We start from the raw sequence: 12,898 nt of genomic DNA on the forward strand, positions 1-12,898 counted from the left end.
ACCCGCCCGTCTCGCTTGGTCGAGAGGTTCTGTCGCGGGGCTCCGCCCCGGACCCCATTACGGGCTCCGCCACGGATGCCCTTGGGGCTGCGCCCCGGGCCCCATCACGGGGCTGCGCCAGGGGCTGTGCCCCTGCCCCGCGGACTCCGCACGGCCGGAGGCCGGTGGTGCGGGGTGCAGGGGGCGCAGCCCCGCCGGGGTTCGGGCGGAGCCCCGGGGCTGGCCTCCTGGCCAAGCGAGACGGGTGGGTGGGTGGGAAACGCCCCCCGGGGTCCGGGGCGGAGCCCCTGGCGGGCGGTGCAAGGCCGGGTACCGGGAGCCGGCCGCAGTCACCCGGCGTTCGTACCACGGCGGAGCCGTTACGCTGGAGGCGTGGCAGTCGTCGATGTATCCGAAGAGCTGAAGTCCCTCTCCTCGACCATGGAGTCGATCGAGGCCGTCCTGGACCTCGACAAGCTGAGGGCAGACATCGCCGTGCTCGAGGAGCAGGCGGCCGCGCCGTCCCTGTGGGACAACCCGGACGAGGCGCAGAAGATCACCAGCAAGCTCTCCCACCTCCAGGCCGAGGTGCGGAAGGCCGAAGCCCTGCGCTCGCGGATCGACGATCTCGCCGTGCTCTTCGAGATGGCCGAGGAGGAGAACGACCCGGACACCCGTGCCGAGGCCGAGTCCGAGCTCGCCTCCGTCAAGAAGGCACTGGACGAGATGGAGGTGCGCACCCTCCTCTCCGGCGAGTACGACTCCCGCGAGGCGCTCGTCAACATCCGCGCCGAGGCGGGCGGCGTCGACGCCGCCGACTTCGCGGAGAAGCTGCAGCGCATGTACCTGCGCTGGGCGGAGCAGAAGGGCTACAAGACCGAGCTCATCGAGACGTCGTACGCCGAAGAGGCCGGCATCAAGTCGACCACCTTCTCCGTGCAGGCGCCGTACGCCTACGGCACCCTCTCCGTCGAGCAGGGCACCCACCGCCTCGTGCGCATCTCGCCCTTCGACAACCAGGGCCGCCGGCAGACCTCCTTCGCGGGCGTCGAGGTCCTCCCCGTCGTCGAGCAGTCCGACCACGTCGAGATCGACGAGTCCGAGCTGCGCATCGACGTTTACCGGTCCTCCGGCCCCGGCGGTCAGGGCGTGAACACGACGGACTCCGCCGTCCGCATCACCCACCTGCCCACCGGCATCGTCGTCTCCTGCCAGAACGAGCGCTCCCAGATCCAGAACAAGGCCACGGCCATGAACGTCCTCCAGGCCAAGCTGCTGGAGCGGCGCCGGCAGGAGGAGCAGGCCAAGATGGACGCCCTCAAGGGCGACGGCGGCAACTCCTGGGGCAACCAGATGCGTTCGTACGTGCTGCACCCGTACCAGATGGTCAAGGACCTGCGGACCGAGCACGAGGTCGGCAACCCCGAGGCCGTTTTCAACGGTGAGATCGACGGCTTCCTGGAAGCCGGAATTCGCTGGCGCAAGCAGCAAGAGAAGTAAGTTTGTCGACAAACTCAACCGCCCCTGAACCAGGGGCGGTTGTTGTTTGTCCAGGTTTTGCAGCACGCTCACACTCGCCAACTCCCGGCAAAGATCACCTTATCCGGACAACCCGTCCACAACGGCCTTGACGTTGCTTTGAAAAATGGGAAGGGTTGAGCGCGGCATGCGTAATTCCGGGGCGCATGTGAACCGGGGGACTTGAGTGAATTCGCTGCCTCCGTTGATCACCGTCCCGAGCGCCGCCTCAAAGACGATCATCTACTGGGGGTAGCAGGCACATGACCAAGAAGACGCGGATCCGGGTCGCGCGGATCGCCGCCGGCGCCGTGATCGCGGCCGGTGCGTCCCTGACGGCGGCGGGCGCCGCCTCCGCACTCGAACTCGACCTCGGCGTCAACGTCGCCGCCGCCGACGGGGACAACGGCGGCGCGGACGGCGGGAACACCGGCGGTGACACCGGGGGTGACACGGGCGGCGACACCGGTGGTGACGACGGCGTGATCGGCGGCGTCATCGGCGGCGCGGACGGCGGCACCGGCGACAACGGCGGTACCGGTGACAACGGCGGTACCGGTGACAACGGCGGTACCGGTGACAACGGCGGTACCGGTGACAACGGCGGTACCGGTGACAACGGTGGCACCGGTGACAACGGCGGTACCGGTGACAACGGTGGCACCGGTGACAACGGTGGCACTGGTGACAACGGCGGCACTGGCGACAACGGCGGTACTGGCGACAACGGTGGTACCGGCGACAACGGTGGCACTGGTGACAACGGTGGCACTGGCGACAACGGCGGTACCGGCGACAACGGCGGCACCGGCGACGGCGGTTCCCAGAACGGCGGTACCGGCAACAACGGCGGTACCGGCAACAACGGCGGTACCGGCAACAATGGCGGTACTGGTGACAACGGCGGCACCGGCACCAACGGCAACGGCGGCGGCTCCACCACCGGCGGTTCCACCGGCGGTACCGGCCCCGACGGTGGCAGCTCCCCGCAGCAGGAGGGCTCCTCGGCCCTGACCGACACCGGCGCGGCCACCTCCACTGGCGGTTCGCACGCATCCGCGCAGGGCAAGGACGGTCAGCTCGCCGAGACCGGTGCCGGTCAGACCATGTTCCTGGTCGTCGGCGCCGCCACGATGATCGCCGGCGGTGTCGGCTTCCGCATCCTGCCGCGCCTCGTCAACGGCCGCGGCGCCGCTGCCTGACCGTAGCGGCGACGGCACCCGCCGTACGCACGACGAAGGGCCCGGAGCTCTACGCTCCGGGCCCTTTCGCGTCGTTGGGTGACCGCGCTCACACGGTCTGGTGCGCCAGCAGTGCCACCGCCGCGATGAGTACGGCCAGCAGCGCGATCAGCGCCATGGGGTTGATCCCCGCGAAGAAGTTCTCCTGCTGCAGCCGCTCGCGGTTCGCACGGCACACGGGGCACCGGCCCTCGCTCACGGGCGCCGCGCAGTTCGCGCACACCAGCCGGTCGTACGTCATGCGCTCGCCCTCCTTGAACCGGTTCTGTCCCATATAACGCACAGGGAAACGCGAACGTTCCCCCTACCACTTTGCCAGGTTCCCGCGCGGCGCGCGTCAAGACGCCGGGAGGCCGGCCGCGACCCCGGCGCCTTCAAAGTTCCGTACAAAAACGCACAACCCTCGCTCAACCGCAACCGGTGACTGCGCTCCCACACTCGCTTCGCGTATGGTCACGCTCATCTACCCCCGGCTACCCGTGGTGCATCCGTGATCCGATTCGACAACGTCTCCAAGGTCTACCCCAAGCAGAACCGCCCCGCCCTCCGGGATGTCTCCCTGGAGGTCGAGAAGGGCGAGTTCGTGTTCCTCGTGGGGTCCTCCGGCTCCGGAAAGTCCACCTTCCTGCGGCTGATCCTCCGCGAGGAGCGGGCCAGCCACGGGCAGGTGCACGTTCTGGGCAAGGACCTCGCCCGCCTCTCCAACTGGAAGGTGCCGCACATGCGCCGCCAGCTGGGGACCGTGTTCCAGGACTTCCGGCTGCTGCCGAACAAGACGGTCGCCGAGAACGTCGCCTTCGCCCAGGAGGTCATCGGCAAGTCCCGCGGCGAGATCCGCAAGTCCGTGCCGCAGGTGCTGGAGCTGGTCGGGCTCGGCGGCAAGGAGGACCGCATGCCCGGCGAGCTGTCCGGCGGTGAGCAGCAGCGCGTCGCCATCGCGCGGGCGTTCGTCAACCGGCCCAAGCTGCTGATCGCCGACGAGCCCACCGGCAACCTCGACCCGCAGACCTCCGTCGGCATCATGAAGCTGCTCGACCGGATCAACCGGACCGGTACGACCGTCGTGATGGCGACGCACGACCAGAACATCGTGGACCAGATGCGCAAGCGCGTCATCGAGCTGGAGAAGGGCCGCCTCGTCCGCGACCAGGCCCGCGGCGTCTACGGCTACCAGCACTGAGACCGCACTTCAGACCGCACGAGAGCCACGGAAAGGCATAACCAGCCGCCATGCGCGCCCAGTTCGTCCTGTCGGAGATCGGTGTCGGTCTCCGCCGCAACCTGACGATGACCCTCGCGGTCATCGTCTCCGTCGCCCTGTCGCTGGCCCTGTTCGGCGCCTCGCTCCTGATGAGCGATCAGGTCAGCCAGATGAAGGGCTACTGGTACGACAAGGTCAACGTCTCGATCTTCCTCTGCAACAAGAGCGACGCCGAGTCCGACCCGAACTGCGCCAAGGGCGCGGTGACCGAGGACCAGAAGAAGCAGATCCTCGACGACCTGAAGAAGATGCCGGTCGTCGACAAGGTCGTCTACGAGTCGCAGGACGAGGCGTACAAGCACTACAAGGAGCAGTTCGGCAACTCCCCGCTGGCCGCCTCCCTGACGCCGGACCAGATGCAGCAGTCGTACCGGATCAAGCTGAAGGACCCGGAGAAGTACCAGGTCATCGCGACCGCGTTCAACGGGCGCGACGGCGTGCAGTCGGTGCAGGACCAGAAGGGCATTCTGGACAACCTCTTCACGCTGCTGGGGTATCTCAACCTGGGCGCGCGCGGTGTGATGCTGGTGATGCTGTCGGTGGCGCTGCTGCTGATCGTCAACACCGTCCGCGTCTCGGCGTTCAGCCGCCGGCGGGAGACCGGCATCATGCGGCTGGTCGGCGCGTCCGGCCTGTACATCCAGGCGCCGTTCATCATGGAGGCCGCGGTCGCCGGTGTGATCGGAGGCACGGTCGCCTGCGCGTTCCTGGTCCTCGGCCAGTACTTCGTGATCGACAACGGTGTGGCGCTGTCGGAGAAGCTCCCGCTCATCAACTTCGTCGGCTGGGACGCCGTGTTGACCAAGCTGCCGCTCATCCTCGCGGCGAGCTTCCTGATGCCCGCGCTGGCGGCGTTCTTCGCGCTGCGCAAGTACCTGAAGGTGTGACGCACACCAAGAGGGCCGCGGGGGCAAGAGCCCCTGCGGCCCTTCCTTGTTGTCCTAGACTCGCCGCCATGTCAGGTCGTGACCTGTTCTGTCAGCCCCGCCGCCTCGGCCGCGGGGCCGCCCTGACCTTCGTGTTCGCGGGCGTGCTCGTGGCGGGCGCCGCCACCGGTTCGCTGCCCGGCACCGGCCGCCCGGACACGGTGGACGCGTCCCGCACGGCCGCCTCGCCCTCCGGGCGCCACGACGAGGTGGCCAGGGCCGCCGCCGAGGCGATGGCCGCCGGCAAGTCCCCCACGGAGGCCGCCGAACGGGCCGTCAGCCGCAGCGGGGACCGCTGGGGCGCCGTCTACTCCCAGGGCGAGTACGAGGAGTTCCAGGAGGCCCTCGACGGCCGCTACACCGGCGTCGGCCTGTGGGCGCGGCGCGAGCGGGACGGCCGTATCGAGGTGACGAGGGTCAGCGGCGGATCGCCCGCCGCCGAGGCCGGACTGCGCCCCGGCGACCGGCTGCGCAGCGTCGACGGGCACAAGGTCGACGGCCGTCCCGTCACCGACGTCGTCTCGTTGCTGCGCGGCGACGCCACCGACGCCCCCGCCGGTACGACGGTGACGCTCGGCGTCGAGCGCGGCACACGCGCGTGGACGCTCACGCTGCGCCGCGCCCGGCTGTCCACGGACTCGGTGACCGTGCGCACGCTCCCGGGCGGGGTCACCGTCATCAGGATCACCGCCTTCACCAAGGGGGTCGGCGACAAGGTCCGCGGCGCCGTGCGCCGGGCACCGGCCGACGCCGGGGTCGTGCTGGATCTGCGCGGCAACTCCGGTGGCCTGGTCACCGAGGCCGTCGACACCGCGTCCGTCTTCCTCGACGGCGGCCTGGTCGCCACCTACGACGTGGACGGCGCCCAGCGCGCCCTGCACGCCGCGCCCGGCGGCGACACCACCCGGCCCCTGGTGGCGGTCGTCGACGGCGGCACGATGAGCGCGGCCGAGCTGCTCACCGGCGCCCTGAAGGACCGCGGGCGCGCGGTCGTGGTCGGATCGCGCACCTTCGGCAAGGGCTCGGTGCAGATGCCGAGCCGGCTGCCCGACGGCTCCGTCGCCGAGCTGACCGTCGGGCACTACCGCACCCCCTCGGGGCGCGGTGTCGACGGCACCGGCATCACGCCGGACCTGGAGGCCGACGGCGAGGCGCTGAAGCGGGCGGCGACGGTGCTCACCGGCCTGGGTGACACCACGTAGGGCGTGTGACCCGGGTTAATCCACTTCCCGCGCACCCCCCGGGTGGTGCGAAAATGGGCGGCACTATGGCTAAGGAAAAAGGGCGCAAGCTGATCGCGCAGAACAAGAAGGCGCGGCACGACTACCTCATCCTCGACACCTACGAGGCCGGTCTGGTCCTCACCGGGACCGAGGTGAAGTCGCTGCGCCAGGGGCGGGCGTCACTGGTCGACGGCTTCGTGCAGCTGGACGGTCACGAGGCGTGGCTGCACAACGTGCACGTCCCGGAGTACAGCCAGGGCACCTGGACCAACCACAGCGCCCGCCGCAAGCGCAAGCTGCTGCTGCACCGGGTGGAGATCGACAAGCTGGAGTCCAAGTCCCAGGAGACGGGTCACACGATCGTGCCCCTCGCCCTGTACTTCAAGGACGGCCGGGCCAAGATCGAGATCGCGCTGGCGAAGGGCAAGAAGGAGTACGACAAGCGCCAGGCGCTGCGGGAGAAGCAGGACCGGCGGGAGACCGAGCGGGCGATCTCGGCGGTGCGGCGCCGGCAGCGGGGCTAGCCGGCCCGCCGGGAATAGGCTGGCATCCACCTGCGTTGGTCACGTACGATGGCAGGTAGCACCGGGCGTCATGCCGGGTGTGCTTCTTGAAAAATCAACATGGGGATGATCGGTTTCGACAGCGGCTGTCGAAGCAGGGGAAGCGTGTCGAGGAAGCGGCCATGATCTCGTAAACCACAGGCCGAAAAAAATAATCGCCAACACCAAGCGCGATTCCTTCGCCCTCGCTGCCTAAGTAGCGACTTGCGAAGTGTCAGCCCGGGGCTGTTCCCGACCCGGATCCTGGCATCAGCTAGGGAACTAAACCTCGATCCCGGTCACGGGGTGAAGAGGGAAATCAAACAGTGACTGAGCCCGTCGGAGACTTGTCCGCGTGATCTCCGGGGCCGAGAAAAGCGAAGCGGACTGCACACGGAGAAGCCCTGGTTCCGCACCGTTGGACGCGGGTTCGATTCCCGCCATCTCCACGAGGCCCCTTTGGGGGCCACCCCATGTGGGCAAGGCCCCGTCGCTTTCGAGCGACGGGGCCTTCGCCTTGTCCGGGCCCAGGGTGCGACGGAGAGCCTCAGGGCGCGACGGAGAGGACGATCTTCCCGGTGGTCCGCCCGGTCTCGCCGGCCCGGTGCGCGGCGGCGGCCTCCTCCAGTGGGAAGACGGTGTCGGCGATCACCCGCAGCCGGCCGGTCTCGACCAGCTCGGTGATCTCCAGCAGGCCCTGGTGATCCGGCTCGACGAGCATGAACACCGCCCGCACACCGGCGGCCTCGGCCTCCTCGTGGGGGAAGGTGCCGTCCGGCGGTACCAGGGAGACCAGCGTGCCGCCGGGGCGCAGCGTGCGCAGGGAGCGGCTCCAGGTCGGGCCGCCGATGCTGTCGACGACCACGTCCACGTCACGGACGCACTCGGCGAAGTCCCGGGTGCGGTGGTCGACGAGTTCGTCCGCGCCGAGTGCGCGCAGCAGGTCGTGCTTCCCGGCACTGGCCGTGCCGATCACGTGCGCGCCGCGGGCCTTGGCGATCTGCACGGCCAGGTGGCCGACGCCGCCCGCCGCGGCGTGGATGAGGACGCGTCGGCCCGGCCGGACGCCGGCGGTGTCGACGAGGGCCTGCCAGGCGGTCAGCGAGGCCAGCGGCAGGGCGCCCGCCTCGATGTGGCTCAACCCCCGGGGACGGGGGGCGAAGTGGCGGGCCGGGGCGGTGACGTACTCGGCGTAGGCCCCGGCCGGGTGCGGGAAGCGCGGCATCCCGAAGACCTCGTCGCCCGGCCGGAACAGGGTCACACCGTCGCCGGTCCGCTCCACCACTCCGGAGACGTCGAAGCCCAGCGTGAACGGCGGGGGCGTACCGTCGGCGAACACCCCGCGTGCGCGGATCTTCCAGTCGGCGGGGTTCACACCCGCCGCGTGCACCCGGACCAGGATCTCCCCCCGGCCGGGCCGCGGGCGTTCGGTCTCGACGACCCTGAGGACCTCCGGAGCTCCGGCGGTCTCCTGCACGACGGCGCGCATCGGGGGAGTGGCGGTGGTGGCGGCCTGGGACATGCGGGCGTTTCCTCCTCGGTGGTGCCTGGCTGCGGTGCCCTCTCGTGGACACGGCACCAGGCTGCCGAGGCGGCCGGGTCCGCCGTAGTGGCCTGATGGTCATGCCGTGAAAGGATCTGGCCATGCATCACGTCGGCGTACTGGCGCTGGACGGCGTCGTCCCCTTCGAACTCGGCATCCCCGCCCGTATCTTCGGCACCGCCCGCGACCCCGCCGGCAATCCGCTCTACACGGTCACCACCTGCAGCCTCGACGGCGGTCCGGTGCGGGCCGACGGCGCCCTGGGCCTCACCGTCACCCGCGACGCCTCCCTGCTGGCCGAGGCCGACACCGTCGTCATCCCGCCGTCCCACACGCTCGGCGTCATCCGCGACGAGGGCCGTCTGCCCGAGGCACTGGCCGGCGCCCTGTCCGCCATCCGCCCCGGCACCCGGATCGTCGGCATCTGCACCGGCGCCTACGTCCTGGCCGCCGCCGGGCTGCTCGACCACCGCCCCGCCACCACCCACTGGCGCGAGGCGGAGCGTCTGCAGCGGATGTTCACCAGCACCCGGGTCGACCCCGACGTCCTCTTCGTCGACGACGGTGACATCTGCACGTCCGCCGGAGTCGCCGCCGGAATCGACCTGTGCCTGCACCTCGTCCGCCGCGACCACGGCACCCGTGTCGCCAACGACGTGGCCCGCGCCTGCGTGGTGCCGCCCTGGCGGGACGGAGGTCAGGCCCAGTACATCCAGCGTCCGGTCCCCGACCCGGCGGCCACGAGCACGGCCCCCACCCAGGCCTGGGCCATGGAGCGACTGGCCGAACCCCTCACGCTCGCCGACCTGGCCGCGCACGCCCACATGAGCGTGCGCACGTTCACGCGCCGCTTCCGTGACGAGACCGGGACCACGCCCGGACGGTGGCTGATCCGCCAGCGGGTCGATCTGGCGCGGCAGTTTCTGGAGACGACGGACTGGCCCGTCGACGTCGTCGCCCAGCGCGCGGGGTTCGGCACGGGCGTCTCCCTGCGCCAGCACCTGCACGCTGCGCTGGGCGTGACCCCGCAGGCGTACCGCCGTACGTTCCGGCCCTACGCCTCGCCGGCGGCGTAGGAGAGGAACGCGGCCCAGACGTGGGCGGGCACGGAGACGTGGGGGCCGCGGGGGGAGAGCTTGGAGTCGCGGACGTGGACGGTGTGGGGGCAGGTGGCGATCTGTGACACCCCTGTGACCGGAGCGGTGGCTTCCGCCACAGCCGTGTCCTCGCCGCCCTGATCGGCTGAGCGGATGCGGACCTCTCACCTCCTGCCCCCCGTCGCCGTCGCCGGTGTCCTGCTGCTCACCGCGTGCGGGACGCGGACGGCGGACGGCCCGGCGGCGGGCCGGGCCTGTTCCTCCCCCTCACCCGTGACCGGAGCGCAAGAGGCGAAGGACGGGGTTCGGATCACCGCGCTCACCGACGTTCGCTGCGGGAGCCTCGGCGTCACGTACGAGGTCACCAACCGCGCCGGTGCGCCGATGACGTACACCGTCACGATCGGCCTGATGTCGGCCTCCGGTGGTGCGCTCGACAACGTGACGCAGACCATCTCGCGGGTCCCGCCGGGCGCGACCGTCCGGCGGACGGCCGGGCCGGGGAGCGCCGTGGGGGAGGTGACGGGCGCGGAGATCGTCAAGGTGCGCGCCGTGCCCTCCGCCGAGGACGCCTCGCAGGGCGGCCCGTGTCCGTCGTCCGGGGTGCGGGTGTACGCCGACCAGGGCGATGCCGCGATGGGCCTGCGGGTCGTCGGCCTGCACCTGGAGAACTGCGGCACCGGCGTCTACCGCCTCGACGGCTATCCGCTCCTGCAGCTCCTCGACGAGGAGCACCGCCAGGTCGACGGTGTGCGTGTCCTGCACGGTGGCGACCAGATCGCCTCCGGGACCGGCGCAGACGGGACACCGGCGCCGCTCGCCCTGAAGCCGGGCGAGCGGGCCGTGGCCGTCATGACGTGGCGCAACACCACGGGGTTCGGCGAGGCGGTGAACGCCCCGTACGTCAGGGTGCGCGCGAAGGCGGGTGTCGCGCCGGTCACGGTGATCCCGGAACTCGACCTGGGCACCACGGGCAAGCTGGGCGTAGGCCCGTGGAAGCGGGACGCCGCCTAGCCTCCGATCTCCGCCGGTTTGACGACCACCCAGCCCCGGTCGGCGTCCACCGGTACGCCGGCGGCCTTCTGCCCGTCCGCCCGCTCGGCCTTCTCGGACTCCAGGGCGTCCGTGTACTTCTGCTTGCGGTTGACCCACAGCCGCAGGCCCCCGGCGCGCACATCGGTGTCGAACAGCATGAACCAGTCCGAGGGGGAGTCGCCCGCGACGAGAACGGGGCGCCGGTAGGGGTCGATGTACTCCTTGATCCCGGCCAGCTTGCCGACGTACCAGGTCGCCGGGGTCCACAGGTACGGCGTCACGATCATGGCGGCGTGCTTGTCCGCCGGGTACGCGGCGTCGAGGAAGTGGCCCTGCTCGATCTGCTTGCGGGCGGTGGTCAGTTCACCGGTGGCGGGGTCGCGCAGCGCGGTCGTGACGCCGATGACGTTGCGCGGTTCGACGCCGAGGCCGTAGCGGGGGTCGGAGACGACCATGCGCACCAGCTCCTCGTGCGCGGCGGTCATGACGTACGGCGTGATCCCGTGCCGCCGCAGCGCGTTGAGGAGTTCGCGCTGGCCCGGGTAGATGCGCGGCGGGTTGACGGTGTCGTGCACGAGGGTGTCGCCGTCGTAGTACGTCACCGGGATGGGGCTGCCGTGGGCGAAGAGTTCGTCGACGTACGTCTTGAGCTCGCGCAGGCTGAAGCCCGAGAAGACCTGCGCGATCCAGGGGTAGCCGATCTTGTCGTCGATCTCGCACAGCCGCACGTAGTACGAGTAGAGGCTCTCGCCGTCCCGGAACGGGATGAGCTTGAGCGACGGGTCGATCGCCTCCCGGGTCAGGACGCCCTTCGTCTCCAGGTAGGGCAGCAGGGCCTCTTCGAGGTCGTAGCGCCAGATGGTGTTGTCGGCGTCGAACACGGCGTAGGCGCCGCGCCCGGCGTGCTCCTCGATGAGCCTGGCCAGCCGGCGCCCCTGCGCCTCGGGCCAGTCGCGCAGGCGGACCTCGCGGCCGGGGGCGGGGCCTTCCGAGGCCCGCGCCGGAATCGGTACGGCCGTCGCGGCGGCGACGACCGGGACGGCACTGAGCAGCTGACGCCGGCTCACGGGCATGCTGACCCCTCTCATTGGGTTTCATATCGCGCAATGCCTCGCCCTATGAGCAACGAAGAGAACCGGTATCGGCCGACCGCTGTCAAGACGTGGTGCGCGCCTGGTGGATGAGCGCGATGAGAAGGGCGACCGCCGCCGTCGTCACCGGCACGCCGTAGCCCGCCGTCGGCGAGGCGTGCTCCGCCATCCAGCCGCCCGCCGCGCTGCCGCACGCGATACCGCCGAGCAGACCGGTCACGGCGAGCGTCATGCCCTCGTTCAGGCGGCCCTCCGGGGTGCGCTGCTGCACCAGCGTCATCATGGTGATCATCGTCGGCGCGGTGGCGGTACCGGCGACCAGCAGCGCGGCCGCCAGCACCAGGAGCGAACCCGACAGGGCCGCCGCCAGCAGCGGCAGCGTCAGCAGCGCCGCCATCGCCGCCAGGCACCACGGGTAGCGCCACTCGGCCGGCCCCGACCCACGCACGGCGCCGAAGACCAGCCCCGCCGCGCCCGAACCGGCCGCCTGGAGCGCCAGGACCACGCCCGCGGCCGCCCGGTGCCCGTGTGCGTCCGCGAACGCGATGGTGACGACCTCCGTCGCCCCGAAGACCGCCCCCGTCGCCAGGCAGGCGGCCAGCAGCGGCGGCATCCCCGGCGCGCGCAGCGGTGAGGCGGCCCGGGTGTGCGGCCGGGGCGGCGGCTCGGTCGAGCGCTGCGCCGCGAACAGCAGCACCCCGCCGACCAGCAGCACCACACCGACCAGCGTGCCCGCCTCCGGGAAGAACGTCCCGCACAGGAAGGCGGCGAGCACCGGGCCCAGCATGAAGCACAGCTCGTCCGCGGCCTGTTCGAAGGAGTTGGCGGTGTGCAGCGCCTTAGCGTCGCCGCGCAGCAGGTGGGCCCAGCGGGCGCGGGACATGCCGCCGGTGTTGGGGGTGGTCGCGGTCGCGGCGTACGCGGCGAACAGCGTCCAGTCCGGGGCGCCGGTGCGCACGCACAGCACCAGCGCGAGGCTGCCCAGCGCCGCGAACAGGGTGGCGGGCACGGCGACACGCGCCTGCCCGTACCGGTCCACCAGCCGCGCGATACGCGGCGCGAGCACCGCCGTGGCGGCCAGGCCGGTCGCGGTGACGGAACCGGCCAGGGCGTACGAGCCCCGGGTCCCGGCGATCATCACGACCGCGCTCACGCTGAACATGCCCATCGGCATACGGGCGAGAAGGTTTCCGAGTGTGAACGCCAGCGCGCCGGGGTGGGCGAAGAGACGGCGGTAGGGGCCGGGCGGGCGGTCACGGGTGCGGGGGGTGAAGTCGGCGAGGACGAGGGTGTCGGCGGTCAGGGCGGGCAGCGGGGCAGGGCGGCGTGAGGGGGTGGTCCCCCGGGTGGTCTGCGGCATGGGTCCAGGCTGGCCCCGTGGGGATCATGGGGTCCAACACCTGATCGTCGCGGATTCACGCAGCTGTGTTGTCAATCGCTCC

General features: G+C 71.0%; 13 protein-coding genes and 1 other RNA gene. 9 read left to right on the top strand and 5 right to left on the bottom strand.

Going from position 1 to position 12,898, the window contains the following annotated elements; genetic code table 11:
* Nucleotides 1-372 precede the first annotated feature (372 nt).
* Nucleotides 373-1,479: a peptide chain release factor 2 gene (prfB, locus tag C3489_RS24700; protein ID WP_103784252.1), complete on the top strand. Its 1,107-nt coding sequence runs from the start codon at nt 373-375 to the stop codon at nt 1,477-1,479.
* A gap of 281 nt (nt 1,480-1,760) precedes the next feature.
* Nucleotides 1,761-2,699, top strand: a complete 939-nt coding sequence (locus C3489_RS24705) for a hypothetical protein (protein ID WP_103784253.1) — start codon at nt 1,761-1,763, stop codon at nt 2,697-2,699.
* Between the two features lie 88 nt (nt 2,700-2,787).
* Here the strand turns inward: C3489_RS24705 and C3489_RS24710 are convergent, their stop codons facing one another.
* Complete coding sequence (locus C3489_RS24710; RefSeq protein WP_103784295.1) at nt 2,788-2,979, bottom strand: hypothetical protein; 192 nt, start codon at nt 2,977-2,979, stop codon at nt 2,788-2,790.
* Nucleotides 2,980-3,228: 249 nt separating this feature from the next.
* Between C3489_RS24710 and ftsE the strand changes: the two genes are divergently transcribed.
* From ftsE to ssrA, 5 genes are all read left to right on the top strand, one after another.
* Nucleotides 3,229-3,918 carry a cell division ATP-binding protein FtsE gene (ftsE, locus tag C3489_RS24715; protein ID WP_103784254.1) on the top strand — a complete coding sequence of 230 codons (690 nt, stop codon included), beginning with the start codon at nt 3,229-3,231 and terminating at the stop codon, nt 3,916-3,918.
* Nucleotides 3,919-3,968: 50 nt separating this feature from the next.
* Nucleotides 3,969-4,886, top strand: a complete 918-nt coding sequence (gene ftsX / locus C3489_RS24720; protein ID WP_103784255.1) for a permease-like cell division protein FtsX — start codon at nt 3,969-3,971, stop codon at nt 4,884-4,886.
* 68 nt (nt 4,887-4,954) lie between these two features.
* On the top strand, nt 4,955-6,127 hold the full coding sequence (locus tag C3489_RS24725; protein ID WP_103784256.1) for a S41 family peptidase: 1,173 nt from the start codon (nt 4,955-4,957) through the stop codon (nt 6,125-6,127).
* A 65-nt stretch (nt 6,128-6,192) separates the two neighbouring features.
* Nucleotides 6,193-6,672, top strand: a complete 480-nt coding sequence (gene smpB, locus C3489_RS24730; RefSeq protein ID WP_103784257.1) for an SsrA-binding protein SmpB — start codon at nt 6,193-6,195, stop codon at nt 6,670-6,672.
* A 101-nt stretch (nt 6,673-6,773) separates the two neighbouring features.
* Nucleotides 6,774-7,142, top strand: a transfer-messenger RNA (tmRNA) gene (gene ssrA / locus C3489_RS24735).
* A gap of 95 nt (nt 7,143-7,237) precedes the next feature.
* Here ssrA and C3489_RS24740 read toward each other — a convergent pair.
* Nucleotides 7,238-8,212 (bottom strand): NADP-dependent oxidoreductase, encoded by a 975-nt coding sequence (locus C3489_RS24740; protein WP_103784258.1) that lies wholly within the window; start codon nt 8,210-8,212, stop codon nt 7,238-7,240.
* 122 nt (nt 8,213-8,334) lie between these two features.
* On the opposite strand from C3489_RS24740, the gene C3489_RS24745 reads away from it, so the two are divergent.
* Entirely contained in the window at nt 8,335-9,309 is a 975-nt protein-coding gene (locus tag C3489_RS24745; protein WP_103784259.1) for a GlxA family transcriptional regulator, read from the top strand.
* Here the strand turns inward: C3489_RS24745 and C3489_RS24750 are convergent.
* Nucleotides 9,288-9,419: a DUF397 domain-containing protein gene (locus tag C3489_RS24750; protein WP_258054931.1), complete on the bottom strand. Its 132-nt coding sequence runs from the start codon at nt 9,417-9,419 to the stop codon at nt 9,288-9,290. The two genes, C3489_RS24745 and C3489_RS24750, sit on opposite strands and share 22 nt — an antisense overlap.
* Nucleotides 9,420-9,483: 64 nt before the next feature.
* Between C3489_RS24750 and C3489_RS24755 the strand changes: the two genes are divergently transcribed.
* Entirely contained in the window at nt 9,484-10,344 is an 861-nt protein-coding gene (locus C3489_RS24755) for a DUF4232 domain-containing protein (protein WP_103784261.1), read from the top strand.
* Here C3489_RS24755 and C3489_RS24760 read toward each other — a convergent pair.
* Together C3489_RS24760 and C3489_RS24765 are read right to left on the bottom strand one after the other, a co-directional pair.
* On the bottom strand, nt 10,341-11,438 hold the full coding sequence (locus C3489_RS24760) for a haloacid dehalogenase-like hydrolase (protein WP_103784262.1): 1,098 nt from the start codon (nt 11,436-11,438) through the stop codon (nt 10,341-10,343). The two genes, C3489_RS24755 and C3489_RS24760, sit on opposite strands and share 4 nt — an antisense overlap.
* A gap of 82 nt (nt 11,439-11,520) precedes the next feature.
* Complete coding sequence (locus tag C3489_RS24765; RefSeq protein WP_103784263.1) at nt 11,521-12,816, bottom strand: MFS transporter; 1,296 nt, start codon at nt 12,814-12,816, stop codon at nt 11,521-11,523.
* Nucleotides 12,817-12,898 lie beyond the last annotated feature (82 nt).

Origin of the sequence: Streptomyces sp. Ru71 (assembly GCF_002920535.1) — a bacterium.
In the GTDB taxonomy this organism is placed as follows: Bacteria; Actinomycetota; Actinomycetes; order Streptomycetales; family Streptomycetaceae; genus Streptomyces.

Coding starts and splice junctions, on each gene's coding strand:
- C3489_RS24705 (WP_103784253.1), top strand. CDS start 1,761: ATGACCAAGAAGACGCGGATCCGGGTCGCGCGGATCGCCGCCGGCGCC.
- C3489_RS24710 (WP_103784295.1), bottom strand. CDS start 2,979: ATGACGTACGACCGGCTGGTGTGCGCGAACTGCGCGGCGCCCGTGAGC.
- ftsX (WP_103784255.1), top strand. CDS start 3,969: ATGCGCGCCCAGTTCGTCCTGTCGGAGATCGGTGTCGGTCTCCGCCGC.
- C3489_RS24725 (WP_103784256.1), top strand. CDS start 4,955: ATGTCAGGTCGTGACCTGTTCTGTCAGCCCCGCCGCCTCGGCCGCGGG.
- smpB (WP_103784257.1), top strand. CDS start 6,193: ATGGCTAAGGAAAAAGGGCGCAAGCTGATCGCGCAGAACAAGAAGGCG.
- C3489_RS24740 (WP_103784258.1), bottom strand. CDS start 8,212: ATGTCCCAGGCCGCCACCACCGCCACTCCCCCGATGCGCGCCGTCGTG.
- C3489_RS24745 (WP_103784259.1), top strand. CDS start 8,335: ATGCATCACGTCGGCGTACTGGCGCTGGACGGCGTCGTCCCCTTCGAA.
- C3489_RS24755 (WP_103784261.1), top strand. CDS start 9,484: ATGCGGACCTCTCACCTCCTGCCCCCCGTCGCCGTCGCCGGTGTCCTG.
- C3489_RS24760 (WP_103784262.1), bottom strand. CDS start 11,438: ATGCCCGTGAGCCGGCGTCAGCTGCTCAGTGCCGTCCCGGTCGTCGCC.
- C3489_RS24765 (WP_103784263.1), bottom strand. CDS start 12,816: ATGCCGCAGACCACCCGGGGGACCACCCCCTCACGCCGCCCTGCCCCG.